Annotated in this window: 26 protein-coding genes; 18 read left to right on the forward strand and 8 right to left on the reverse strand. The window is 72.7% G+C overall.

What is annotated here, in order from left to right:
* Positions 1-84: 84 nt before the first annotated feature.
* Positions 85-999: a LysR family transcriptional regulator gene (locus Q0994_RS25265; protein ID WP_299538745.1), complete on the reverse strand. Its 915-nt coding sequence runs from the start codon at positions 997-999 to the stop codon at positions 85-87.
* 136 nt (positions 1,000-1,135) lie between these two features.
* Here Q0994_RS25265 and Q0994_RS25270 point away from each other — a divergent pair, with 136 nt between their 5' ends.
* From Q0994_RS25270 to Q0994_RS25310, 9 genes are all read left to right on the forward strand, one after another.
* Complete coding sequence (locus tag Q0994_RS25270) at positions 1,136-2,134, forward strand: fumarylacetoacetate hydrolase family protein (protein ID WP_299538568.1); 999 nt, start codon at positions 1,136-1,138, stop codon at positions 2,132-2,134.
* Positions 2,131-3,093, forward strand: a complete 963-nt coding sequence (locus Q0994_RS25275) for a cyclase family protein (protein WP_299538570.1) — start codon at positions 2,131-2,133, stop codon at positions 3,091-3,093. The genes Q0994_RS25270 and Q0994_RS25275 overlap by 4 nt, the downstream gene beginning before the upstream one ends.
* A gap of 148 nt (positions 3,094-3,241) precedes the next feature.
* Positions 3,242-4,369, forward strand: a complete 1,128-nt coding sequence (locus Q0994_RS25280; RefSeq protein WP_299538572.1) for an FAD-dependent oxidoreductase — start codon at positions 3,242-3,244, stop codon at positions 4,367-4,369.
* Positions 4,366-5,424 (forward strand): amidohydrolase family protein, encoded by a 1,059-nt coding sequence (locus Q0994_RS25285; protein ID WP_299538574.1) that lies wholly within the window; start codon positions 4,366-4,368, stop codon positions 5,422-5,424. The genes Q0994_RS25280 and Q0994_RS25285 overlap by 4 nt, the downstream gene beginning before the upstream one ends.
* 10 nt (positions 5,425-5,434) lie before the next feature.
* Positions 5,435-6,373 (forward strand): VOC family protein, encoded by a 939-nt coding sequence (locus Q0994_RS25290; RefSeq protein ID WP_299538576.1) that lies wholly within the window; start codon positions 5,435-5,437, stop codon positions 6,371-6,373.
* A gap of 172 nt (positions 6,374-6,545) precedes the next feature.
* Entirely contained in the window at positions 6,546-7,517 is a 972-nt protein-coding gene (locus Q0994_RS25295; protein WP_299538578.1) for a fumarylacetoacetate hydrolase family protein, read from the forward strand.
* The gene (locus Q0994_RS25300) at positions 7,514-8,251 is read left to right on the forward strand and encodes an SDR family NAD(P)-dependent oxidoreductase (protein WP_299538580.1); all 738 of its coding nucleotides are present in this window, start codon (positions 7,514-7,516) and stop codon (positions 8,249-8,251) included. The genes Q0994_RS25295 and Q0994_RS25300 overlap by 4 nt, the downstream gene beginning before the upstream one ends.
* A 28-nt stretch (positions 8,252-8,279) precedes the next feature.
* The gene (locus tag Q0994_RS25305) at positions 8,280-9,035 is read left to right on the forward strand and encodes a CoA transferase subunit A (RefSeq protein ID WP_299538747.1); all 756 of its coding nucleotides are present in this window, start codon (positions 8,280-8,282) and stop codon (positions 9,033-9,035) included.
* Entirely contained in the window at positions 9,032-9,679 is a 648-nt protein-coding gene (locus Q0994_RS25310) for a CoA transferase subunit B (protein ID WP_299538582.1), read from the forward strand. Before Q0994_RS25305 ends, Q0994_RS25310 begins: the two co-directional genes overlap by 4 nt.
* Positions 9,680-9,727: 48 nt before the next feature.
* Here Q0994_RS25310 and leuE read toward each other — a convergent pair whose 3' ends face one another.
* Together leuE and Q0994_RS25320 are read right to left on the reverse strand one after the other, a co-directional pair.
* Positions 9,728-10,369 carry a leucine efflux protein LeuE gene (gene leuE / locus Q0994_RS25315; RefSeq protein WP_299538585.1) on the reverse strand — a complete coding sequence of 214 codons (642 nt, stop codon included), beginning with the start codon at positions 10,367-10,369 and terminating at the stop codon, positions 9,728-9,730.
* Between the two features lie 121 nt (positions 10,370-10,490).
* Positions 10,491-11,069, reverse strand: a complete 579-nt coding sequence (locus Q0994_RS25320; protein WP_299538588.1) for a helix-turn-helix domain-containing protein — start codon at positions 11,067-11,069, stop codon at positions 10,491-10,493.
* 48 nt (positions 11,070-11,117) lie between these two features.
* Here Q0994_RS25320 and Q0994_RS25325 point away from each other — a divergent pair, with 48 nt between their 5' ends.
* Positions 11,118-12,053, forward strand: a complete 936-nt coding sequence (locus Q0994_RS25325) for a class I SAM-dependent methyltransferase (protein ID WP_299538591.1) — start codon at positions 11,118-11,120, stop codon at positions 12,051-12,053.
* A 200-nt stretch (positions 12,054-12,253) separates the two neighbouring features.
* Positions 12,254-13,681, forward strand: coding sequence for a cytosine permease (locus Q0994_RS25330; RefSeq protein ID WP_299538594.1), 1,428 nt, complete (start codon positions 12,254-12,256; stop codon positions 13,679-13,681).
* Between the two features lie 96 nt (positions 13,682-13,777).
* On the opposite strand, the gene Q0994_RS25335 is transcribed toward Q0994_RS25330, so the two are convergent.
* The 3 genes from Q0994_RS25335 to Q0994_RS25345 all read right to left on the reverse strand — a co-directional run bounded on the left by Q0994_RS25335 (position 13,778) and on the right by Q0994_RS25345 (position 17,617).
* Positions 13,778-15,190 carry a beta-propeller fold lactonase family protein gene (locus Q0994_RS25335; RefSeq protein WP_299538596.1) on the reverse strand — a complete coding sequence of 471 codons (1,413 nt, stop codon included), beginning with the start codon at positions 15,188-15,190 and terminating at the stop codon, positions 13,778-13,780.
* Positions 15,191-15,604: 414 nt separating this feature from the next.
* Positions 15,605-16,180, reverse strand: a complete 576-nt coding sequence (locus Q0994_RS25340; RefSeq protein ID WP_299538598.1) for a hypothetical protein — start codon at positions 16,178-16,180, stop codon at positions 15,605-15,607.
* A 198-nt stretch (positions 16,181-16,378) separates the two neighbouring features.
* Positions 16,379-17,617 carry a PucR family transcriptional regulator gene (locus Q0994_RS25345; RefSeq protein ID WP_299538601.1) on the reverse strand — a complete coding sequence of 413 codons (1,239 nt, stop codon included), beginning with the start codon at positions 17,615-17,617 and terminating at the stop codon, positions 16,379-16,381.
* 122 nt (positions 17,618-17,739) lie between these two features.
* On the opposite strand from Q0994_RS25345, the gene Q0994_RS25350 reads away from it, so the two are divergent.
* From Q0994_RS25350 to Q0994_RS25360, 3 genes are all read left to right on the forward strand, one after another.
* Positions 17,740-18,225, forward strand: a complete 486-nt coding sequence (locus Q0994_RS25350) for a nucleoside deaminase (protein WP_299538604.1) — start codon at positions 17,740-17,742, stop codon at positions 18,223-18,225.
* Positions 18,218-19,228: an isopenicillin N synthase family oxygenase gene (locus tag Q0994_RS25355; protein ID WP_299538607.1), complete on the forward strand. Its 1,011-nt coding sequence runs from the start codon at positions 18,218-18,220 to the stop codon at positions 19,226-19,228. The genes Q0994_RS25350 and Q0994_RS25355 overlap by 8 nt, the downstream gene beginning before the upstream one ends.
* 204 nt (positions 19,229-19,432) lie before the next feature.
* The gene (locus Q0994_RS25360) at positions 19,433-19,855 is read left to right on the forward strand and encodes an ATP-binding protein (RefSeq protein ID WP_363325575.1); all 423 of its coding nucleotides are present in this window, start codon (positions 19,433-19,435) and stop codon (positions 19,853-19,855) included.
* A 267-nt stretch (positions 19,856-20,122) separates the two neighbouring features.
* Here Q0994_RS25360 and Q0994_RS25365 read toward each other — a convergent pair whose 3' ends face one another.
* A complete protein-coding gene (locus Q0994_RS25365) occupies positions 20,123-20,605 on the reverse strand; it encodes an ATP-binding protein (RefSeq protein WP_299538613.1) in 483 nt (160 codons plus the stop codon).
* Between the two features lie 206 nt (positions 20,606-20,811).
* Between Q0994_RS25365 and Q0994_RS25370 the strand changes: the two genes are divergently transcribed.
* The 4 genes from Q0994_RS25370 to Q0994_RS25385 are packed head-to-tail and all read left to right on the forward strand — an operon-like array spanning position 20,812 to position 22,351.
* Positions 20,812-21,690: a helix-turn-helix transcriptional regulator gene (locus Q0994_RS25370; RefSeq protein WP_299538616.1), complete on the forward strand. Its 879-nt coding sequence runs from the start codon at positions 20,812-20,814 to the stop codon at positions 21,688-21,690.
* The gene (locus Q0994_RS25375) at positions 21,687-21,878 is read left to right on the forward strand and encodes a DUF397 domain-containing protein (protein WP_299538619.1); all 192 of its coding nucleotides are present in this window, start codon (positions 21,687-21,689) and stop codon (positions 21,876-21,878) included. Before Q0994_RS25370 ends, Q0994_RS25375 begins: the two co-directional genes overlap by 4 nt.
* A 43-nt stretch (positions 21,879-21,921) precedes the next feature.
* A complete protein-coding gene (locus Q0994_RS25380) occupies positions 21,922-22,113 on the forward strand; it encodes a DUF397 domain-containing protein (protein ID WP_299538622.1) in 192 nt (63 codons plus the stop codon).
* Positions 22,114-22,159: 46 nt separating this feature from the next.
* Positions 22,160-22,351 (forward strand): DUF397 domain-containing protein, encoded by a 192-nt coding sequence (locus tag Q0994_RS25385; protein WP_299538624.1) that lies wholly within the window; start codon positions 22,160-22,162, stop codon positions 22,349-22,351.
* A gap of 121 nt (positions 22,352-22,472) precedes the next feature.
* Here the strand turns inward: Q0994_RS25385 and nadE are convergent, their stop codons facing one another.
* Entirely contained in the window at positions 22,473-23,303 is an 831-nt protein-coding gene (gene nadE / locus Q0994_RS25390; RefSeq protein ID WP_299538626.1) for an ammonia-dependent NAD(+) synthetase, read from the reverse strand.
* Positions 23,304-23,335: the final 32 nt, after the last annotated feature.

Here is a 23,335-nt window from a genome sequence, read left to right on the forward strand (position 1 = left end):
CGGAGGCGGCGCCGCACGGCCCGGACCGGGCCCCTGCGCGTCCGGGCCTCCCCTGCGCGTCCGCGTCACGCCCCCGGCGGACCCTCACCGCCCCGCCGCGTCCACCTCCGCGCCGACGCGCGCCACCGTCTCGCGCAGCCACTGGTGGGCCGCGTCCTGGGTGTGGACGGGGTGCCACCACATCGCCTCCTGGACCGGCACGGCCTCGAAGGGGCACTCCAGCACGCGTACCGCCGCCATCCCCTCCAGCCGGCGGGCCAGCCGTTCCTGGATCATCGCGACCCGGCGGGTCCGCTCCACCAGGTGGGGCAGCAACTGAAACGTCTGCACCGAGACCTCCACCCGGGGCTGCACGCCGATCATGCTGAGCTGCCGGGTGGCCGGGGCGTCGTAGGGGCGCTGGTAGACCGCCCACGGGAGCCGGGCGAGGTCGTCCAGGGTGAGGGTGTCGCCGATCTCGGGGTGGTCGTCGGCGACGAGGCAGACCCAGCGGTCCCGGAGAAGTTCCACGGCGGGGAACCCGTCGATGATCCCGTGCGGCATCAGCAGGCCGTCCACCGCGCTCAGCACGGCCCCGGTGTTCTCCACGATCGCGGGCCCGCTCTGCTGGAAGGTGATGCGGATGCCGGGCGCCTCCTCGTGCAGCAGCCGGGTGAGCGCGGCCCCGAAGACGGTCGCCCCGTAGTCCGAGCCCAGCAGGGTGAACTCCCGCGTGGCGACGGCCGGATCGAAGACGGCCTGGCTGCTGAAGACGCGTTCGAGCAGATCGCAGGCGGCGGCCGCGCGGTCCCGGAGGTCCGCCCCGAGCGGGGTCAGCTCGTAGGTGTTGCCGGTACGGGCGATCAGGTCGTCGCCGAAGTGGCGGCGGAGCCTGCCGAGCGCGGCGCTCATCGCGGGCTGGCTGAGCCCCACCCGCTCCCCGGCCCGGGTGACGTTGCGCTCCTCCAGCAGGGCGCGCAGGGCCACGACCAGGTTGAGGTCGAGGCGGGACAGGTTCATCGCGCTCATGCGGCTCGCTCCGCTCTCCGGGGGCACCGGGGCCATCCACCGGGCAGATGCAGGGTATACCGATAATCGATTTCCGTGATCCTTCGGGGCGGGTCCACAGTGGTCCCAGTCAGCGGAAGGAAATCTCGTGGCAACACTCCGGCAACCGTCGGTCCTGACCGTCCCGTTCGCACTCGGAACCTTCGAGGTCCCGGGTTCGGCACCGTTCCCCGGCCTGGTGGTCGAGGACAGGGTGCGGGACCTGCGCACGGCGCTGGACTCCGCGCCGCACGACGTACGCGCCCTGGTCGAGGAGTGGGACGCGATCCTTCCGGCCCTCACCGAACTGGCCGCGACGGCCGGGACGGGCGGCGACTGGCTGCGCCTGGACGAGCTCCTGGTGCACGCGCCGCTGCGGCCGCAGCAGATCTTCCAGTCCGGCGCCAACTACCGGCAGCACGTGATCGACCTGGACGTCGCGCACCGCTCGCCCGACGACCCGCGGACCGTCGAGGAGGCGCGCGCGGAGGTCGCGGCGCTGATGGACCGCCGGGCGGCGGAGGACCTGCCGTACGTCTTCATCGGCCTGCCCAGCTCCCTCACCGGCCCCTACGACGACGTGGAGCTGCCCGCCGACTGCGCGAAGCCCGACTGGGAGCTGGAACTGGCCGCGGTGATCTCCCGGCCGGCCTACCGGATCTCCACCGAGGAGGCGCTGGAGTACGTCGCGGGCTACACCATCGCCAACGACCTGACCGACCGGGCGACCGTGTTCCGCCGGGACATGGCGGCGATCGGCACCGACTGGCTGCGTTCGAAGAACCTGCCCGGTTTCACTCCGCTCGGCCCCTACCTCGTCCCCGCGGCCTTCGTGGCGGACACCGACGACTTGCAGGTCACGCTGAAGCTCAACGGCGAGACGATGCAGGACGAGTCGACGAAGGACATGCTCTTCGGGGTCGCCCGGATCATCTCCTACATCTCGCAGACCGCCCGGCTCCTCCCCGGCGACCTGGTGCTGACCGGCAGCCCGGCCGGCAACGGCATGCACTGGGGCCGCCTGCTGCGCGACGGCGACGTCATGGACGGCTCGATCACGGGGCTCGGCGCCCAGCGCACCCGCTGCGTCACGGAGGAGGCCCGGTGATCGACCGCCAGAACCCCGAGGCCGAGATCGCCCGCGCCGCCGAGGCTTATTCCAACTGGGGCCGCTGGGGCGAGGACGACGTGCTCGGCACGCTCAACTTCCTGGACGCGCAGAAGCGGCGCGAGGGTGCGGCCCTGGTGCGGCGCGGAGTGTCGTTCTCGCTGGCGCAGTCCTTCGACATGGACGGTCCGCAGAAGGGCTGGCGCCGCCGGACCAACCCGGTGCACACCATGCTGGACACCGGCACCGACGCCGCCCTCGGCATCCAGGGCTTCCCGCACGGACTGGGCGGGGCGGACGACGTCATCGCCATGCCGTTGCAGTGCTCGACGCAGTGGGACGGGCTCGGCCACATCTTCGACCACGGCAAGGCGTGGAACGGCCGCCCGGCCGAGCAGGTCGTGACCTCCGACGGCGACCTGGTCACCGGCATCCAGCACATGGCGCCGTACGTCGCCGGGCGCGGGGTCCTGCTGGACGTCGGCCGGGTCTTCGGCGGTCCGGACGGCGAACTGCCGGACGGCTTCGCGGTCACCGAGCAGCACCTGACGGCGACGGCCGAGGCGCACGGGGTCACCGTCGGGCGCGGCGACCTGCTCGTGGTACGCACCGGGCAGCTCTCCCGGGCCCGCCGGCAGGGCTGGGGCGAATACGCGGGCGGGCCCGCCCCCGGCCTGTCGTTCACCGCCGCCGGCTGGCTGCACCGCACGGAGATCGCGGCGATCGCCACCGACACCTGGGGTTTCGAGGTGCGGCCCAACGAGTTCGAGACCGCCTTCCAGCCCCTGCACCAGGTCGCCATCCCCAACATGGGGCTGCTGATCGGTGAGATGTGGGACCCGGACGCGCTCGCGGCCGACTGCGCCGAGGACGGCCGCTACGACTTCTGGCTCACCGCCGCTCCGCTGCCGATCACCGGCGCGGTGGGTTCCCCGGTCAACCCGGTCGCCGTCAAGTAGCCAGCCGAGAACGGCACTTCGCACCGGCGCCACGGGATGGGCGCCGGTGACGGACGCCGTCACCAGCCCGGGGCGGATCCGGTGGAGCGCGTCCTGGACAGCCGCGCTCCACCCCGCCCCGTCGACACACTTCCACGCGGAGGAACTCATGAGCCGTACCCCATCCGTCCTGGTCGTCGGCGGTGGCACCGCCGGCAACAGCTTCGCCGTACTGGCCCGCCGGGCCGGGATGGACGTCGACCTCGTCGAGGTCAAGGAGGACTGGAACGCCTACGGTTCCGGGATCACCCTCCAGGGCAACGCGCTGCGGGTACTGCGCGAGGTCGGTGTCTGGGACCGGGTGGCCGAGCAGGGCGCCTCCACGGACGGCGTCTCGATCGTGACGCCGGCCGGCGACGTGGTCTTCACCCAGCAGGACGTGCGCACCGGCGGCGACGACCTCCCGGCCACCGTGGGCATGCAGCGCCCGGCGCTCCAGCGGATCCTGATCGACGCGGTCCGCGCCTCCGGGACCCGGGTCCGGCTCGGCACCACGGTGGAGAAGCTGACCCAGGACGGTTCCGGCGTGGACGTCGTCTTCACCGACGGCACCTCGGGGCGGTACGACCTGGTGGTCGCCGCCGACGGCATCGGCTCCCGGACCCGCGCGGCGATCGGCGTCACCGAGCGCCCCGAGCCGACCGGGATGGCGATCTGGCGGGCCCCCGCGCCGCGTCCGGCGGGCGTCGAGCGCACCCATCTCGCCTACGGCGGACCGGCGTTCATCGCCGGGTTCTGCCCGACCGGCGAGGACACCGTCTACGCCTACCTGGTGGAGGCCAACCGCGACCGCGCCTCCATCGACCCGGCCACGTACGCGGACGAGATGCGGGCGCTGGCGGCCGGGTACGGCGGGCACTGGACGCAGATCCGGGAGAGCCTCACCGACCCCTCGCAGATCAACTACACCTGGTTCGACCGGCACCTGGTCGAGGGCGACTGGCACCGGGGACGGGTGGTGCTGGTGGGCGACGCCGCCCACGCCTGCCCTCCCACCATCGCGCAGGGCGCGGCGATGTCGCTGGAGGACGTCTCGGTCCTCGTCGAACTGCTGCGCACCCACGAGGTCTGGGACGACGCGTTGCTGCGCCGGTACCGCAGCCGCCGCATCGAGCGGGTCCGCACGGTCGTGGACGCCTCGGTGCAGATCGGCCGCTGGCAGCTCGACGGCGTCCGCGACGCCGATGTACCCGGCCTGATGGGCCGCACGATGAACATCCTCAAGGAGCTGCCGTGACCACCCCCGACCACACCCCCGGGACCGGCGCCGACCCGGCCGCCGCACCGACCATCGACGTCCACGCGCACCTGCTGGTGCCGGCCGTCGAGGCGGCGGTGGCCGCGGCCCCCGGACTCGCCGCCCACCGGGCGCTGGACGCCCGCCGCAACGGCGCGGAGGCGCTCGCGGTGAGCGGGGAGATGGTGCGCGCCCGGATACCGAAGCTGACCGACGCCGCGGTGCGTCTCGCGGCGATGGACGCCGTCGGCGTGGACGTCCAGCTCGTCTCCCCCTCGCCGTCGCACTACCACTACTGGGCGGACGAGGAACTGGCCCGCACCGTCTGGGAGACGGCGAACACCGCGACCGCCGCCCACTGCGCCGAGGCCCCCGCCCGGCTGCACGGGCTCGGTCTGGTACCGCAGCAGCATCCGAAGCTGGCCGTCGAGGCCCTCGACCATGCGCTCGGCCTCGGGCTGCTCGGCGTGGAGATCTCCTCGCACGCGCCCCGCCCCGGCGCCGACGGCCGGGGGATCGAACTCTCCGACCCGGCGTACGAACCGTTCTGGGCCAGGGCCGAGGAGACCGGCGCGCTGCTGTTCCTGCACCCCTTCGGCTGCACCCTCGACGAGCGGCTGGACCGCTGGTACCTGTCCAACACCGTGGGCCAGCCCACCGAGAACGCCGTCGCGCTCTCCCATCTGATCTTCTCCGGGGTGCTCGACCGGCACCCCGGTCTGAAGCTGGTCGCCGCGCACGGCGGCGGCTACCTGCCCACCCACATCGGCCGCTCCGACCACGCCTGGCGGGCCCGGCCCGACGCACGCGGCTGCGCCCGCGAGCCCAGCAGCTACCTCCGGCAGATCTGGTTCGACTCGCTGGTCCACGACCCGGCGGTGCTGCGGGCGCTGGTCGCGTCCGCCGGCGCGGACCGGGTCCTTCTCGGGTCGGACTTCCCGTTCGACATGGGCGCCGACGACCCGCTGGCGGCGCTCCGGGCGGCCGGACTCGACGCCGCCGACTTCCACGCCGTACGCGGCGCCAACGCGGCTGCCCTGCTGCGCCTGTCCTGAAGGAGGAACCATGAACGGCCGTCTGCTCACCCACCTGCGCCACGTCGACCTCGCCGTGCCCGACTACGAGAAGCAGCTCGACTTCTACGCGGGCGTCTGGGGCCTGACCACCGTCACCGAGGACTCCGGGATCTCCTTCCTGGCCGCCGAGGGCTCCCCGGAGAACTACGTGATCCGGCTGCGCCGCGCGCAGGAGAAGCGCCTGGACCTGGTGTCGTTCGGCGCGGCGAACGCCGCCGACGTCGACACCCTCGCCGAGCGGCTGCTCGCCCAGGACGTCCAGCTGGTGTCCCGGCCGGGGCACATCGACACCCCGGGCGGCGGGTACGGCTTCCGCTTCTTCGACGTCGACGGCCGCACCGTCGAGGTGTCCGCCGACGTCGAGACCCGGCAGCACCGGCGCATCGAGGAGAAGGAGGCCGTCCCGGTCCGCCTCTCCCACGTCGTCCTCAACTCGCCGGACCTGAACCGGACGCGGGCCTGGTACGAACGGCACCTGGGCTTCGCCCTGTCCGACACGCTGAGTTCCCCGCACATGGGCGAGGTCATGCACTTCATGCGGATCTCCAACCAGCACCACTCGATGGCCATCGCGCAGGGTCCGCACACCTCGCTCCACCACGTGTCCTTCGAGATGCGCGGGCTGGACGAGTACATGCGGGGCTCGGGCCGGGTCATGCGGGCCGGGTTCAAGAAGATCTGGGGGCCCGGCCGGCACATGGCGGGCGACAACACGTTCACGTACTTCCTCGACCCGCACGGCAACACCGTCGAGTACACCACCGAGCTGGAGGAGCTCGACGAGGACACCTGGCACCCGCACGTCTACGACTTCTCCAAGCCCGAGGTCACCGACCAGTGGGGCACCGCCAACGCGATGAACGAGATCGTCGCCAAGGAGTCCTTCAACGACCCCGACCGGGGCGTCTTCGTGGCCCCGCCGGTCTGACCGCGCACGGCCCGGCCCGGTACGGCGCCGACCTGCCCGGCCGGCCCAGCCCGCCGGCTCCGCCCGTTCGCCCCCGGAGCCGGCCCCTCGCCCCGGGGGCGCGGCGCCTCTGTCAACGCCCTGACGCCCGCCGCGCCCCCGGTCCTTCCCGTGAACGGACTTACGGAGCCCCATGCGTTTCGCCCGCTACGCCCACCTCGACGACCCGGACCGCACCGCCGTCGTCCAGGACGACGGCACCCTGCACCCGCTGCCGGACGGCACCCCGCTGCTCGCCCTGATCGAGACCGGCGGCCTGCCCGGCCTGCTCGCCGCCGGGACCGCCGCGCTCGCCGCACCCCCCGGACCGCACGTCTCCGAGGTGCGCCTGCTGCCGCCCGTGCAGCCGCCGACCGTCCGTGACTTCGTCACGTTCGAGGAGCACATGAGCGGGATGCGCCGCTCCATGGAGGGCAGCACCGAGATCCCCGCCCAGTGGTACGCGGCGCCCACCTTCTACTTCACCAACCCGTACGCCGTGATCGGCGCGCACGACGACGTTCCGGTCCCGCCCGGCTGCCACGTGCTGGACTTCGAACTGGAGGTCGCCGCGGTGATCGGCCGGGAGGGCCGCGACCTCACGCCCGAGCAGGCCCGCGACCACATCGTCGGGTACACGGTCTTCAACGACTGGTCGGCGCGCGACCTCCAGGGCGCCGAGATGCAGGTGGGCCTCGGCCCGGCCAAGGGCAAGGACACCGCGACGACGCTCGGCCCCTACCTGGTCACCGCCGACGAACTGGAGCCCCACCGCGACGCGGACGGCTTCCTGCGGCTGTCGATGCGCGCCGAGATCAACGGCGAGGTGGTCGGCGAGGACCTGCTGTCCCACATGAGCTGGACGTTCGAGGAGATGACCGCCTACGCCTCGCGCGGCACCCTGGTGCGGCCCGGCGACGTGCTGGGCTCCGGGACCTGCGGCAACGGCGGCTGCCTGGGCGAGCTCTGGGGCGTACGCGGCGAGCGCACACCGCCCCCGCTGGTGCCGGGCGACACGGTCACGCTCACCGTCGAGGGCCTCGGCAGCGTCTCCAACACGGTGGTGGCGGGGGCCGCCCCGGTGGAACTGCCGGCGGCCCGCAGGCGCATGCCGGTGCGCCCGTGAGCACCGGCGAACTGGCGGGCCGGGTGGTGGTGGTCACCGGCGCCGCCCGGGGCCAGGGCGCGGCCGAGGCGGCGGCGCTGGCGGCGGCCGGGGCGACGGTGGTCGCCACCGACGTCGTGGCGGCGCCGGGATGCCGGCGGCTCGACGTCACCAGCGCCGCGGGCTGGGCCGCCCTCGCCGAGGAACTGCGCGCGGAGCACGGCCGGGTGCACGGGCTGGTCAACAACGCGGGCGTCACCTGGCGGGCCCGGCTCGACGAGGTCACGGCCGAGGACTTCTCCCGTGTCCACGCGGTCAACGTGACCGGCCCGCTGCTGGCGATCCAGCACCTGGCACCGCTGATGGAGGCGGGCGCCTCGATCGTCAACGTCGGCTCCTCGGCAGCGCTGACCGGGCACTACCCGGTCGCGTACACCAGCAGCAAGTGGGCGCTGCGCGGTCTGTCGAAGACCGCGTGCATGGAGCTCGGCCCGCGCGGCATCCGCGTCAACACCATCCACCCCGGCTTCATCGAGACGGAGATGACGGCCTCGGCGGCCCCCGCGTTCCGCGCGTCGAACCTCCGCGAGACGCCACTGGGCCGCACCGGGACCGTGGACGAGATCACCCCCCTCGTCGCCTTCCTCCTCTCCGACCGGGCCTCCTTCATCACCGGGGCGGAGATCCCGGTCGACGGCGGCTACACCGCGCACGGGGGCGCCAAATCCATCTCCGACGCACTGCGCGCGCACTGAAAGGCGAACCTGCATGGACACCATGGGCATGGACAAGGTCTGCGCGAGCGCCGACCTCGCGGTGGCCGACATCCCGGACGGCGCCTCGCTCGCCGTCGGCGGTTTCGGCCTCAGCGGCATCCCCGACACCCTCGTCCGCGCGCTGCACGCCCGCGGCACCGGCGGTCTGCGGGTCGTCTCCAACAACTGCGGCACCGACGGCCACGGCCTCGGTGTGCTGCTGGCCGCCGGCCGGATCGCGCGGGTCACCGGTTCGTACGTCGGGGAGAACAAGGAGTTCGCCCGGCAGTACCTCTCCGGCGAACTGGAGGTCGAACTCGTGCCGCAGGGCACCCTCGCCGAGCGGCTGCGGGCCGGCGGCTGCGGCATCCCCGCCTTCTACACCCCGGCCGGTGTCGGCACCCAGGTCGCCGACGGCGGACTGCCGCTGCGGTACGCCCCCGACGGCACGGTGGCGGTGGCCTCGCCGCCGAAGGAGAGCCGGGAGTTCGGCGGCCGGACCCACGTGCTGGAGCACGGCATCACCACCGACTACGCGCTGGTGCGCGCCTGGCGCGGCGACCGGCACGGCAACCTCGTCTTCCGGAAGTCCGCCGCCAACTTCAACCCGCTGGCGGCGATGGCGGGCCGGATCACCGTCGCCGAGGTCGAGGAACTGGTGGAACCGGGCGACCTGGCGCCCGACGCGGTGCACCTGCCGGGCGTCTTCGTCCAGCGGGTGGTCGCCCTCACACCCGCGCAGGCGGCCGACAAGCAGATCGAGAAGAGGACGGTGCGCGCATGAGCTGGACCCGCGAGCAGATGGCGGCCCGCGCCGCCCGGGAGCTGACCGACGGCTCCTACGTCAACCTGGGCATCGGGCTGCCCACCCTGATCCCCTCGCACCTGCCGCCCGGGGTGCACGTCGTGCTCCAGTCGGAGAACGGCATCCTCGGCACCGGCCCGTACCCGACGGAGGATCAGGTCGACCCCGATCTGATCAACGCCGGCAAGGAGACGGTGACAGTGCTGCCGGGCGCCTCGTTCTTCGACTCCGCACTGTCCTTCGGCATGATCCGCGGCGGCCACATCGACACCGCGGTCCTCGGCGCGATGCAGGTCTCCGCGCGCGGCGACCTCGCCAACTGGATGATTCCGGGAGCGATGGTCAAGGGGATGGGCGGGGCGATGGACCTGGTGCACGGGGCGCGCCGCGTCATCGTGCTGACGGACCACACGGCGAAGGACGGCTCCCCGAAGATCGTGGAGCGCTGCACCCTGCCGCTCACCGGTGAGCGCTGCGTGCAGCGGATCATCACCGACCTGGCGGTGCTGGACGTCACCCCGGACGGCCTCGTACTGACCGAGACCGCGCCGGGGGTGACGCCCGAGGAGGTCGAACGGCGCACGGGCGCGCCCCTGTCGCGGGCCGCGGGGGTACGCCGCTGACGGCGCGTCCGGCGGGGGCCGGGTGACCGGCCCCCGCCGTGCCCGTCCTCAGGCGAGCGACAGCTTGGCGGCGAAGCCGAGGAACAGCACCCCGGCGGCCGAGGTCGCCCAGGCGGACAGCCGGCGGCGGCGCCGGAAGGCGGCGGCCAGCCGGGTGCCGCCGAAGATCAGCGCGCTCAGGTAGAGGACGCTGGCGATCTGCGCGAACGCCCCGAGGACCACGAAGGACAGGGCGCGGTGGGCGTAACCGGGGTCCACGAACTGCACGAAGAAGGCTATGAAGAAGAGGATCGCCTTGGGGTTGAGCAGACTCACCACCAGGGCCCGCCGGAACGGCCGTTCGTCGGCGGCGACGCTCTCCTCCAGCGTCTCCACCGGGGTGTGGCGGGCCTTCCACATGGTCCGGGCGCTGCGCAGCATGCCGAGCGCCAGCCAGGTCAGATAGCCCGCGCCGGCGAACTTCACGATGCCGAAGAGCAGCGCGTTGCCCTGGAGCAGCGAGGCGACACCGGCCGCGGACAGCGTCATCAGGACGGTGTCCCCGCACCAGACGCCCGCGGCCGCGGTGTAGCCGGGGCGCACCCCGCGCCGGGCCGCGACGGAGAGCACGTAGAGGGAGTTGGGGCCGGGCAGCAGCACGATGACGATCAGGCCCGCGAGGTAGGTGGGGAGGTCGATGACGCCGAACATGGGGTGAGTGTCGCACGCCGCCCCGCCCGCCCCACCAGGGGTTTCAGTCTCCGGAACGCGCCCGCGCAAAACTGTCCGCGCACGGCGGCCCGGGGCGGGTTCGCGGGCCGGTGGCAGGGGACTACTCCAGGGACGTGAGGTGCATGCGCCGGCCGTCCTGGTCGAAGATGCCGAGGATCTCCGCGGGGCCGCCGAGCGCGCCGAACTCGTGCGGGACCATCGTGGAGAACTCCGCCGCCTGCCCCACCTCGACCGTGATCCTGCGTTCCCCGAGCAGCAGGACGACCGTCCCCGACAGCACGGTGAACCAGTCCCGGCCGGGGTGCACCTTGAGGTCCGCCCGGCCGGGGGCGGGCGCGGGCTTGGTGATGTGCATCTTCGCCACCTTGGTCCCCGGCGCTCCCGCGCCGCGGCTGAGCACCCAGGTGGTGATGCCGCGCTCCTCGTGGTGCTCGGGTCTGATCACCACGTCCTCGTCCCCGGCCGGCTCCACGAGCTGGTCGATCGTGGTGTCCAGGGCCCGCGCGATCGAGCTGAGCTGGTCGAGGCTGATCCGCCGGTGGCCGGTCTCGATCCGGCTGAGCGTCGACGGACTGAGGTAGCAGCGTGCCGCCAGTTCGTCCAGCGAGCGGCCCTGGGCCAGCCGCAGGCCCCGGATGCGGGTGCGGACCAGGGCGTCCAGTTCTCCGTCTTGCGTCATACGCAAGAGCGTATGCCATGGAGGCAAACCCGCCGTACGCTCGGAGCCATGGACACCCCGCACCCGCAGCACGACCCGCAGCCGCCCGCCCACGACCACGGCGACCGCCCCGGACACGACCACGACCATCAGCACGACCACGGCCACGACCACGACGCCGACGGGGACTTCGGCACGCTGGCCGAGATGCTCGACCTCGACGCGGAGGTCCTGCACGCGCACCTCGCCGAGGTCGTCGCCTCGGTGCGCGCGCTGGCCGACGGGGCGGCCGTCGGCCGCGTCCTGGACCTCGGCGCCGGCACGGGCACCGGAACCCTCGCACTGGCGCGGGCGTTCGAGCAGGCCGAGATCGTCGCCGTGGACCGGTCGCCGGAGATGCTGGCCCGTCTCGACGAGAAGGCCGCCCGGCTCGGGTTCGCCGACCGCGTCAGCACCGTCGCGGCCGACCTGGACACCGGATGGCCGCCCGTCGGCACCTTCGACCTGGTCTGGGCCTCGGCCTCTCTGCACCACATGGCGGACCCGGCCAGGACGCTCAAGGAGATCCTGGCGGCGCTGCGCCCCGGCGGGCTGCTGGCCGTGGTCGAGCTGGACGGCCTGCCGCGCTTCCTCCCCGACGACCTCGGAATCGGCCGCCCCGGCCTCGAAGCGCGCGTCCACACGATGCTGTCCGCGCGGCACGCCACCGACGTGCCGCACCTCGGGGCGGCCTGGGGCGGGCCGCTCGCCGCGGCGGGCTTCACCGTGGAGTCCGAGCGGACGTACGCGATCGAGTTGCGCGGCCCGGATCTCCACGAGGCGACCGGCCGCTACGCGCGGGCGACCCTGCGCCGCGTCCGGGACCACCTCGGCGACCGGCTGGAGGCGGACGACCTGGCCACGCTCGACACGCTGCTCGACGGCGCAGGACCGGAGAGCCTGCTGCGCCGCGACGACCTGACGGTCCGCGCGACCCGCGAGGTCTGGACGGCCCGCCGGCCCTGATCCCCCGCCCGGCGGCCCGACCCCGCGATCGGCCCGGCCCCGTTCCGTGAGCGCCGGAGCCGGGCCAGGGTGGCGGCCCGCCTCGCCGGGCGCCCGCCACGAGGCCGGTCCGTGCCTCGTACAAGCTGTACGTCTTCCCCCGGCGCGGAGCGGACAGTGCGCCCCTGGGCCGCGGTCACCGGACCGCCGACACTACGGGCATGACGACCCTCACCGCCGATTCCGCCGGCACACCCGAACCCGCGTACGGGGACCGAGTCATCGCCGTCGAGACGGCCGGTGCCGACCCCATTCCGGCCGCCGAACGGCACGGCAGGGCCCGGGGCCTGCTGTGGACGTGGGCCTCCCCGAACATCGAGTTCGCCACCGTGTACATCGGGGTGATCTCGGTCCTCTTCTTCGGGCTGAACTTCTGGCAGGCGGCAGCGGCCCTGCTGCTCGGCACCGCCTTCGGCGCGGTCTCGCACGGCATCCTCAGCGTGGACGGACCGCGGTTCGGCGTCCCGCAGATGGTGGTGGGACGCCGGGCGTTCGGCCACCGGGGCAACGCCCTGCCCTCGGCGATGACGGCGCTCATCACCGGCGTCGGCTGGTTCGCGGTGAACAGCGTCAGCGCCGCGTTCGCCCTCAACACCCTCACCGGCCTGCGCCCGCTGCCGTCGCTGCTGCTGGTGGTGGCCTGCGAGATCCTGGTGGGCTTCATCGGCCACAACTTCGTGCACGCCTTCGAGCGTTACGCCCTTCCCGTGCTGGCCGTGGTCTTCCTGCTCGCCGGGGTCTGGACGTTCCGCGAGGCCGACCTCGGCGCCCCGTCCACGGGCGGCGGCATCGGCGGCTTCCTGCTGGCGTTCAGCGCCGCCTGGGGTTACGCGGCCGGCTGGAACCCGAACGCGGCGGACTACTCCCGCTATCTGCCGGCCGCCACCCCCCGCTGGAAGACGGCGCTCTACCCGGCGCTCGGCCTGTTCCTGTCGGTCTCGGTGGTCGCCCTCATCGGCGCAGCCTCGGCCACCATCGCCACCGACGGCGCCGGCACCCCGACCGCCGCCTTCACCGGACATCTGCCGGGCTGGCTGGGCGACCTGGTCCTGATCGCCGTCATCCTGGGCGCCGTCTCGGCCAACGCGATCAACATCTACTCGTCGTCGATGTCCGTCACCTCGCTCGGCCTGAAACTCCCCCGGTGGCTGAACCGGGCCACGCTGGTCGTCGTCACCGGCGTGGCGGGCACCCTCGCCGCCTGGGCCTCGCTCTCCGACGCGGGCGCCGCGTACGAGGCGTTCCTGCTGGTCATCGCGTACTGGGTGGCGCCCTGGCTCGGCGTGATGATGGCCGAACGGTGGCTCGCCCGCAAGCTCCCCGACGCCCGGGTCTTCCGCTCCCTCACCGACGCCTCGGACCCCCAGACCGACGACTGGAAGGGCCTCGTCGCCCTGCTGGCCGGGTTCGCGGTCTCCGTCCTCCTCTTCTCCAACCAGGAGAAGTTCGTCGGCTGGGCGGCCGGGCACTGGCCCTCCCTCGGCGACGTCACCTGCGTGGTCGGCTTCCTCCTGAGCGCCGCCGTGCACCTGACCCTGCGTCGCGGGTCGGCGGCGTCCCCGGGGCGGGGGCCGACGTCGGGCTGGTGACCTTCGCGCATGGCGATGCCGCTGTCCTCCGCCGGCTCGCGGGCCGGCGGAGGACAGCGGGCGGTGGGGTGGGGCGGGTTCAGCGTCCGGCCGGTGTCAGGGGCAGCTGACCAGGACGATGGAGAGGGCGGTGCAGGTCGCGCTCGCGGTGTCGTTGGCGGGGTTGGGGTCGGCGGGTGCGGAGGCGGTCCGCAGGCCGGTGACGGTGACCGGCCCAAGGGCCAGCAGACTCAACGGGACGCGGAAGGTCTTGTTCACGGCGGCGCCGTCGGCGAGGGGCCCGTAGGAGCAGGTGACCGTGGTGCCGGCGGCGGTGCACCCGGCGGAGAGACTGGTGGCGGAGCTGCCCGGCGGAAGTGTCGCCGTCAGGGTCGCGGACGTGACGGCGTCGGGGCCGGTGTTGTGCGCGGTGAGGGTGTAGTTGAGGTAGGGCGCCAGGATGCCGAGGCGGGGCTGTGCGGTGAGATTGACGTCGATGTCCGCGGCCGGCGGGACGGCGGCGGGGGCGAAGGCGACCGCGTAGGGGAAGGGCCCGAGTGAAAAGGTCGCGGTGACGGTGTTGGTGGCAGTGTCGATGACCGACATGGTGCCGTTGTAGCCGTTGGGGACGTACACCGAGGCGCCGTCGGGGGTGACCGCGGACTCGAACGGGCCGTTGCCGACGCCGACGGTGGCGACGACGGTGTTGCTGGTGGTGTCGATCACAGAGACCGAGGACGCACTGTTGTTGCTGGCGTAGGCGCGAGTGCCGTCCGGGGAGAGTGAGAGGCCGAAGGGACCGATACCGACGGGGACGGTCGCGGTGACGGTGTTGGTGGCCGTGTCGATCACTGTGACGGTGTGGGAGTTCTGGTTGCCGACATAGGCACGGGTGCCGTCCGGGGTCACCTTGATGACATTGGGTTTCAGGCCGGTGCCGACGGTGGCGACGACGGTGTCGGTGGCGGTGTCGATCACCGACACCGTGTTGCCGTTGTTGTTGGAGACGTAGGCGCGGGTGCCGTCCGGGGACAGCGCGATGCCGAACGGGAGGGCGCCGACCGCGACGGTTCCGGTGACCGTGTTGGTGGCGGTGTCGACGACGGAGACGGTGTTCGCACCGGAGTCGGCGGTGTAGAGGGTGCCGCCGTCCGGGGACACCGCGAGCTTGATGGGACCGGCGCCGACCGCGATGGTCGTCGTGACGGTGTTGCTGGTGGTGTCGATCACCGACACCGAGGACGAGCCGTTGTTGGCGACGTAGGCGCGGGTACCGTCCGGGGAGACCGCCACACCGATCGGGGAAGATCCCACGGCGATGGTCGCGACGGCCGTGTTGGTGGCCGTGTCGAGCGCCGTCACGGTGTTGCCGCTCAGGTCGGCGACGTACGCCACGGGGGCGGGCGGCAGCGCCTGCGCGGCCGGGGCGGGCAGCGCGACCAGCCCGGCGACGGCGAGCGCGCCGGCGGCGACCAGCGCGGAGAGTCTGCGTCGCAGACGCGACGGGCGTAACGCGGAGCGTGAAGACATCGAGTGCCTCAACCTTCTTCGAGGCCCACCCCGCGTCAGGGTGCCGAGACGGCGACCCATGGGCGCCGCGTGTCCACCGCCCCCCGGCCACCGCCACCGGGACGTACCCGCAGCGGAGCGAACATCCCTGGTGGCCAACGGCGTTGACCCCCTCGACACCCCCAGCATGGCACCCCGGCCCCCCACATCGGCCCCGAACCGGCACATCCGCACGCGCGTGGCCCAAAAGGGACGTCGCGGGGCCACGGCCCGCCGGCTTCGACGTCAGGGAGACCCGCCGGCCGAGCCGCGGAAGCGCCCGCGGCCGGTGCGGCCGCGGGCGCGTTCGCGCCGGATCCTGGTTCTCCGGGGGCAACGCGCGGCGGACAACGGGCTTCCGCAGCAAGGCCGCCACAGCGCCCCTCCGCTCAAAGGTCAGGCGCGGTGGATCTTCCAGTCGGCGACGTTCTCGGCGCGGTTGAAGTACGCGTTGGTGCAGACCTCGTACTGGCCCGAGGCGGCACCGCTGCCGTTCGTCTCCAGGAATCCGCCGTTGCCGGCGTAGGTGTTCCACAGGTGCACGACGTCGCCGGTGCGGACCGTGCCGTCCGCGGGCGAGGAGGTGCGGGCGAAGATGCGCCAGTTGCCCGTGCCGGAACCGGCGGCACGCTCCTTGGCCGTCGAGGTCAGCACGTCGTACAGGGCCGCGGCCTGCTTCTGCGCGCTGCCGGCGTGCCCGTTGGTGTCGAGGTACCCGCCGTCGCCCCCGTAGAGGTTGCGCAGCTGGATCAGGTCACCACTGGTGACGGGGGTGCCGGCCGCCTTGCCGCCGGCGGACAGGATCTCCCACGTGCCCGTGCCCTGGCCCCGGGTCGGCGACTCCGCGGTCGACACCCCGTACTTCGCGCCGGACGCGCTGGCGTGCCCGTTGGTGTCGAGGTATCCGCCCTTGTAGTCGTTGTAGGCGTTCTGCAGGTGGATCCTGTCGCCGTACTTCAGCTCGTTCGCCATCGCGGCCACTCCTCATCGGTCTTCGGACAGCACGGTGCTGCCACGCGGCGCTGCCGCCCCGCCCACGCACGCAGGGCGACCGCCGTCACCGCGATCATGGTCGGACGAGCCACCGCCCCACCCCACAACAGCCACCACACCACCCGCACCGGTCACGGACCCGCACCGTGTTGACACGGCCCCGGGGGGTTCCGCGCGTCAGGCGACCGTGCGCAGCGCCCGGAGGGCGGGGCGGCTGCCCCGGACGACGCGGTGGGCACAGGTGGCGGCGAGGAGTTCGCCGAGGAGGTCCGGGTCGCCCGTCTCCAGGCCGAGCAGCGACTCGATGCGCTCCAGGCGCTGGTAGAGCGACTGACGGCCGATGTGCAGCAGGGAGGCGGTGCGGGTCGGCGAACAGCCGTGCCGCAGGTGCACCTCCAGGGTGCGGACCAGGTCGCTGGGGTGGGCGGCCTCCCATTCCAGCAGCGGCCCGAGGGTCTGCTGGACGAGCCGGGCGAGCCGGTCCCGGTTGGCGTCCACCCCGCCCCGGGTCAACTCGCGCTCCAACGCCAGCGCACGGGAGGAGGTGACCTGCGGCAGGTCGCCCGGCACGGGTTCGGGGGCCGGGACGGTGAGGGCCAGCTCCAGCGTGGTGCGGGCGGTGCGGACGGTGTCGCTCCAGCGCAGCCAGCCCCCGTCGGCGGGCACGGCGTGTCCCACGGCCACCGTGGTGCCGGGCTCGGCGGTGGCGGCGAAGGCCTCCTGCACCGCCCTGACGGCGTCGCGGGCGACCCCGTGCCGCGCGGCGGGCAGGGCCAGCAGGGCGAGGACGTCGCCGGGGAACATCGCGTGCAGAGCGTTGCAGCGGCCCTCCGCGCCCAGCAGCGCCAGGGCGCGGGTGACCGTGCGCGGACCGCCGGTGAGGGACACCCCGACCAGCCGGGCGCCGGGTCCCGGGTGGAAGTCGGAGAGCGCGGCGCGGGCGTCCACCTCGGGCTGGTTGAGGGCACGGGATTCGGCCAGGTCCGCGAGGAGGGACGCCGCGTGGTCGGCGCTGTCGACGTGCACGGCGCGCTCGGTCAGACCGCGGGTGACGATGGCCCGGTTGGCCGCCTCGGTGACGCGCACGAAGGGCACCATCCGCCGGAGCGCGACGAGCGGCAGCCGGACGGCGGCGGCCTCCTCGACCATCTCCTCGGGCATCCGCGGCAGCGACCGGCCCACTTCGACGGCCAGTCCGACGGCTCCTCTGTGGACGAGCTCCCGGACATAGAGCCGCAGGTCTGGGCCGCTGACGCCGACCAGCATCTGCCCGTCGGTGACCATCAGCTCGCCGCCGTCCAGGAAGTGCGCACCCTCGTAGACCTCGCTGGAGTGCACCCAGCGCACGGGGACGTCGAGCCCTTCGCGGTGGGCGAGCACCTCGGGTGCGGCGTCCCGGACCACATCGAGCGTCAAGATCTCACGCAAGGTCAACGCGGGCACAGGGGGTCCTCCCGACACATCGTCCGGCCATCAGCTGTTCGGAGAGTACTTTCCGCACGTTGCCCCCTTGTTTCGGCCACAGCAGAGTGGGAGCCATGGATCGCGAGGAGAACATCGCAGGTGGCGGGCTCGACCCGGTGCTCGCGCGGCGCTGGCTGGACACCGCCGTCGAGGAGGCCAGGACCGGTCTCGCCGAGGGCGGTATCCCGATCGGGGCCGCCCTCTACGGCCCGGACGGGCGGCTGCTGGGCCGTGGGCACAACCGGCGGGTGCAGGACGACGACCCCTCGGTGCACGGCGAGACGGACGCCTTCCGTGACGCGGGGCGGCAGCGCTCGTACCGCGGGACCACGATGGTGACCACGCTGTCGCCGTGCTGGTACTGCTCCGGGCTGGTCCGCCAGTTCGGGATCTCCCGGGTGGTCGTCGGCGAGGCGACCACGTTCCACGGCGGGCACGGGTGGCTGGCCGAGCACGGGGTGGAGATCGTGCTGCTCGACGATCCGGAGTGCGTGGCGATGATGCGCGCCTTCATCGAGGAACGGCCGGAACTGTGGAACGAGGACATCGGCGATGAGTGACACCACCCCTGCGGCATCCCCCGCGACCGGCACCGCCACCGCGGCGCCGCGCGTGCCGACCATCGACCTGGGGCCCTGGCTCTCGGGTGACCCGCAGGCCCGTGCGGAGATCGCGGCGACCGTCGACCGGGCGCTGCGGACCGCGGGCTTCCTGCTGGTCACCGGTCACGGCGTCGCGCCGGAGCTGCGGGAGGGCATCCGCTCCGCGGCCCGCGACTTCTTCCGCCGGCCGGCCGAGGAGAAGCAGCCGTACTCGGTGAAGGTGGGCGGGCGCGGCTGGCTCGGACCGGGCGCCGAGGCCAACGGCTACTCCGAAGGCACCGAGACGCCCCCGGACCTCAAGGAGTCGCTGACGTTCGCCTCCGAGGAGCCGACCGGCGACCCGGCCGTGGACGCCGAGTGGTTCCGGCCCAACGTCTGGCCGGCCGAGGCTCCCGAACTCAAGGAGCTGTCGCACGCGTACCTGACGGCGATGCGGGCCCTGTCCGACCAGTTGCTGGAGCTGCTGGCGGCGGCCCTGGACGAGCCGGCGGACTTCTTCACCCGGCACACCGACCACCCGACGTGGGGCTTCAACGTCAACTGGTACCCGGGCACCGAGGTCACCGGCACGCCGCAGGAGGGCCAGTTCCGGATCGGCCCGCACACCGACTTCGGCACGGTCACGGTCCTGGACCGGCAGGCCGGCAAGGGCGGCCTGCAGGTCTTCACGGACGAGGGGGGCTGGGAGGACGCGCCGTTCGACCCGGACGCCTTCACGATCAACATCGGTGACCTGATGGCCCGTTGGACCGGTGACCGCTGGCGTTCCGGCCGTCACCGCGTGCTCCCGCCGCCGGCCGACGCGCCCGCCGAGGAGCTCATGTCCCTGGTCTACTTCTACGAGTGCGACCCGGGCACCACGGTGACCCCGCTGCCCGCCCCGAAGGGGGTGGTGGCGTACGAACCGGTCGACTCGCACGTCTACCTGCGCGAGAAGCTCGACGCCATCACGGTCGACTGACCGGCGCACCGCCTCGGCACGTCCCGACGCCCGTCCCCGCCCGCCGCCCCGGTCCGTCCGGAGAAGCGGACCGCGGGGGCGGGCGTCGGGCCGTCTGCGGCGGGACGGGGCCGGGCCCGGCCCATAACCCGTGCGGGCGGGGGTACCCGACCCACAGGACAGATCGGAAGAGGAGGTCCTGTGACCAGAAATCGGGATACGTCCCTGCGCGCGGTCGGGTGGGCGCAGTCGTTCCCCGTGTCGCGCGGGGTACGCGCCGGGCGGCAGTGGACGCGGGAGCACCTGGATTCCCTGCCGTGGACCAAGGACGCGCCGGACACGGTGGATTCGGTACTGCTCGCCGTGTCCGAGCTGATCACCAACGCCCACGTGCACGCGCACAGCGAGGCGCAGGTGGTGCTGACCTGGGACAGCCACTGCCTCCATGTCAGCGTCCACGACTCCGACCCGGTGCAACCGGTGCAGCGGTCCGAGGACCTGTCCATGACCGGCGGCCGAGGCATGGCGATCATCGACGCCCTCGCGGACAGCTGGACCACGCACCCGCAGCGATCGGGCAAGACGGTCAGCGCCTGTTTCCTGCCGCCCGGCGCGACCACGCCGCAGCACGGCGAGACCGTGAACTGAACCGGCACGGCCGCCTCCCGCCGTGCGCCGGACGCCTCCACGTTGAGCGGCACGGACGGGGTGCGATCGGGCGGCCGGGCCGGGCTTCAGGGGCAACTCCGGCGCGAACTCATTCGGTTGCCCGGCCCGTTCGAGACCACCGGTCACCGGGTCCGGCGCCTCGGACCCGACCGGGAACCAGACCTCCGCACTCCCGCCGGGCGCCTGCCCGCCCCTGCCCCGCCCACCTGCCCACCTGCCCACCTGCCCACCTGCCCGTCAACGGCGTCACTCGCGGTCCGGCGTCGCACACGAGGACCCCGCGCCCACGGCCGGACCCGCAGGCCACGCGCACTCGGCCCACACCGTCTTGCCGGGCCCGACCCGTTCCCGCACACCCCACTCCGCGGCGAGCGCCGCGACGATCATCAGCCCACGGCCGCCCTCGGTGTCGGCCCGCGGCACACGGCGGACCGGCTGCGCGGGATGCGTGTCGGACACCTCGACACGGACGACACCCCGCCCGTCGTCGCGGACGAGCCGGAGCGCGAAGTCCCGGCCGGGCACCCGCCCGTGCAGCACCGCGTTCGCGGCCAGTTCGGCGACGACGAGCACGACCGTGTCGTGCAGGCCTGTGCCGTACGGGTGTCCCCACGCGGTGAGTTGGTGCGCGGCCAGCAGACGTGCCAGGCGCGCTCCGCGCCGGGTCGCGGAGAAACGCTGTGCGAACGTCAGTGCGGATGAGCCAACTTGGGGCTGAGTTGCGTGCATGCCTCCAGCCTGCGGAGCGCCAGGCTCCGCCTCCAGGTCCGACGCCGATACAGATCCCCTTGTATGGGCTGACGCGCTGGACTGTACGGGTCACGGTGCGTGACGATGTGCGCCTGGCGCGCACCACGCGCGGAGCGCGTACGGCACAGGGTGCGGCGCGGACACGGCCTGCGGGCGGGCCCCGGCACGGAAGAAGGCGGCTGCGGATGACGACGGACAACGGGGGCACGGTCGTCCACGCCGGAGGCGGTGCGGGGACCGGACCGAAAGGCGAGTCCGAACTCTCCGACAGCCTCCGGACGTTCGGCGCCGTCCTGAAAGCCCTGCGGGACGAAGCCCGCCTCACACAGGAGCAGTTCGCTCCCCGGGTCGGCTATTCGGCCGCCTACATCGCCAAAATCGAACAGGGCAAGCGGTTCCCGCCGGAGGACCTCCCGGACCGCTGCGAGGCCGTACTCGGCCCGACCGCCGGCCGCGTACTGGTCGCGGCCCTGAGCAGCCTGCGACGGAAGGCCGGACTGGCCTCGTGGTTCCGGCAGTGGGCGGCGATCGAGGAGGACGCGGTCTCGCTGTACGCGTACGAGTGCAGTGTCATTCCTGGCCTGCTCCAGCCCGAGCCGTACATCCGGGCGCTCTTCGAACGGCGCCTCCCCCCTCTGTGCGAGGCGCAGTTCGAGTATCAGGTCACCGCACGGCTGGAACGACAACGCCTCTTGGCTGAACGGCCCAACACCACGTTCAGCTTCATCGTCGAGCAGTCCTTGCTGGAACGGCGTCTGGCGGGCGCTCACGTAACCCGCACGCTCCTCGACCACCTGCTGGCCGCCGGACACCTCAGGAACGTCGAGATCCAGGTGATGCCACTGCACCAGGAAGATCACTCCGGTTTCGAGGGCCCTCTCTACCTCGCCGAGACAACCGAAAACCGGTGGGTGGGGTACGTCGAAGCCCACGACAGCAGCATGCTCGTCACTGCCCCGAAAGCCGCAAGCGCAATGCTTCAGCGCTATGGCAAGATGCGCTCGCAGGCTCTGAGCCATCAAGCCACCACGAGTCTGCTGGAGCAGATGCGAGGAGCGCTATGAGCACCACCGAACTTGCCTGGTTCAAGAGCAGCTACAGCGGCGGAGGCGGCGGAAACTGCGTGGAGGTGGCTACGACCCCTGCGAGTGTCCTTGTCCGCGACTCCAAGGACGCCAAGCGACCCGCGCTCGCCGTATCACCCTCCGCATGGCAGGCTTTCACGTCCACCGCGACGAAGAGCCGGGCCTGAATGACAGCGTTTCCTCAGTTACCAGTGGATATGAGGGGGCATCATGGAAACCACCGAACTGACCTGGCTCAAGAGCAGCTACAGCGGTGGGGGCGGTGACAACTGCGTTGAAGTCGCCCAAGCACTCTCGCATGTCCTTGTCCGCGACTCCAAGGACACCCGGAAGCCCGCGCTCGCCGTATCTCTCTCTGCATGGCAGGCTTTCGCCTGCCGCGCGAGCGAGATCTGCGTCTGAACCGAAGCAATTCATGTCGTAAACAACGCAGAAGCGAGCGGCCACCATGAGCACCACCGAAGTGGCGTACTACAGGAGCAGCTACAGCGGCACCGGTGGCGGCAACTGCGTCGAGGTCGCCACAACCCCCGCACGCATCCTCGTCCGCGACTCCAAGGACACCCGGAAGCCCGCGCTCGCCGTATCACCCTCCGCATGGCAGGCGTTCACCGCACAGCACGGCGCGCCGCGCGCCTGACCGGTCGAGGCGCGCACCAGGGGGCGGAGTGCCGCCCGCCAACGCCACCCGCCGCTCGACCCGCAACGCGGAACGGGGCCCGCCCGACCCGGCGGCCCCCGTTCCCTACCGTGCTACGCCGTCACGGGGCGATGGGCTGGCGGCGCTTGTGGTCGGTGAGGCGGTAGCGGCTGACGATCTTCTCGTAGGCCTTCTCGTCGACCGGCTTGCCTTCGAGGAAGTCGTCGATGTCGTTGTAAGTGACCCCGAGGGCGTCCTCGTCGGTCTTGCCCGGGGCGTCGGACTCCAGGTCGGCGGTGGGGACCTTGCCCACCAGTTCGGCGGGGGCGCCCAGGACTTCGGCCACGGCGCGCACCCGGCGCTTGGTGAGGCCGGTCAGCGGGACCAGGTCGGCCGCGCCGTCGCCGAACTTGGTGAAGAAGCCGGAGACCGCCTCGGCGGCGTGGTCGGTGCCGACGACCAGGCCGCCGTACGCGCCGGCCACCGTGTACTGGGCGATCATGCGCTGGCGGGCCTTGATGTTGCCGAGGTTGAAGTCCTGGTGGGCGCGGTCGCGGAAGGTCACACCGGCGGCCAGGGCCGCTTCGAGCGCGGCGTCGCTGGCGGGCTTCACGTCGACCGTCAGCACGTGGTCGGCCTGGATGAAGGAGAGCGCGCGCTGGGCGTCGTGCTCGTCGGCCTGGACCCCGTACGGCAGCCGCATCGCGTAGAACCGCGCCTCGTGGCCGGCGGCGCGGGCCCGCTCGACGGCGAGCTGGCTGAGGCGGCCGGCGGTGGTGGAGTCCACGCCGCCGCTGATGCCGAGCACCAGCGCGCGCAGCCCCGTGGAGGTCAGCCGCTCGGCGAGGAAGGCCACCCGGCGCTCGATCTCCACCTCGGCGTCGAAGGTCTCGCCGACCTCCAGTTCCCGGGCGATCTCCTGCTGCAGGGCGATGGACGCCGGCTCGCTCACGACTGCTCCTTGTTCCGCTTCTCGCTTGCATC

It is taken from the genome of uncultured Streptomyces sp., from assembly GCF_947488945.1.
GTDB lineage: Bacteria > Actinomycetota > Actinomycetes > Streptomycetales > Streptomycetaceae > Streptomyces.

Bases quoted from the DNA above. Each gene is read 5' to 3' on its own strand.
- Q0994_RS25325 (WP_299538591.1), top strand. From the start codon at position 11,118: ATGGACACCCCGCACCCGCAGCACGACCCGCAGCCGCCCGCCCACGAC.
- Q0994_RS25330 (WP_299538594.1), top strand. From the start codon at position 12,254: ATGACGACCCTCACCGCCGATTCCGCCGGCACACCCGAACCCGCGTAC.
- Q0994_RS25370 (WP_299538616.1), top strand. From the start codon at position 20,812: ATGACGACGGACAACGGGGGCACGGTCGTCCACGCCGGAGGCGGTGCG.
- Q0994_RS25320 (WP_299538588.1), bottom strand. From the start codon at position 11,069: ATGACGCAAGACGGAGAACTGGACGCCCTGGTCCGCACCCGCATCCGG.
- Q0994_RS25295 (WP_299538578.1), top strand. From the start codon at position 6,546: ATGCGTTTCGCCCGCTACGCCCACCTCGACGACCCGGACCGCACCGCC.
- Q0994_RS25265 (WP_299538745.1), bottom strand. From the start codon at position 999: ATGAACCTGTCCCGCCTCGACCTCAACCTGGTCGTGGCCCTGCGCGCC.
- Q0994_RS25355 (WP_299538607.1), top strand. From the start codon at position 18,218: ATGAGTGACACCACCCCTGCGGCATCCCCCGCGACCGGCACCGCCACC.
- Q0994_RS25380 (WP_299538622.1), top strand. From the start codon at position 21,922: ATGGAAACCACCGAACTGACCTGGCTCAAGAGCAGCTACAGCGGTGGG.
- Q0994_RS25335 (WP_299538596.1), bottom strand. From the start codon at position 15,190: ATGTCTTCACGCTCCGCGTTACGCCCGTCGCGTCTGCGACGCAGACTC.
- Q0994_RS25350 (WP_299538604.1), top strand. From the start codon at position 17,740: ATGGATCGCGAGGAGAACATCGCAGGTGGCGGGCTCGACCCGGTGCTC.
- Q0994_RS25340 (WP_299538598.1), bottom strand. From the start codon at position 16,180: ATGGCGAACGAGCTGAAGTACGGCGACAGGATCCACCTGCAGAACGCC.
- Q0994_RS25305 (WP_299538747.1), top strand. From the start codon at position 8,280: ATGGACAAGGTCTGCGCGAGCGCCGACCTCGCGGTGGCCGACATCCCG.
- Q0994_RS25385 (WP_299538624.1), top strand. From the start codon at position 22,160: ATGAGCACCACCGAAGTGGCGTACTACAGGAGCAGCTACAGCGGCACC.
- Q0994_RS25280 (WP_299538572.1), top strand. From the start codon at position 3,242: ATGAGCCGTACCCCATCCGTCCTGGTCGTCGGCGGTGGCACCGCCGGC.
- Q0994_RS25365 (WP_299538613.1), bottom strand. From the start codon at position 20,605: ATGCACGCAACTCAGCCCCAAGTTGGCTCATCCGCACTGACGTTCGCA.
- Q0994_RS25290 (WP_299538576.1), top strand. From the start codon at position 5,435: ATGAACGGCCGTCTGCTCACCCACCTGCGCCACGTCGACCTCGCCGTG.
- leuE (WP_299538585.1), bottom strand. From the start codon at position 10,369: ATGTTCGGCGTCATCGACCTCCCCACCTACCTCGCGGGCCTGATCGTC.
- Q0994_RS25310 (WP_299538582.1), top strand. From the start codon at position 9,032: ATGAGCTGGACCCGCGAGCAGATGGCGGCCCGCGCCGCCCGGGAGCTG.
- Q0994_RS25375 (WP_299538619.1), top strand. From the start codon at position 21,687: ATGAGCACCACCGAACTTGCCTGGTTCAAGAGCAGCTACAGCGGCGGA.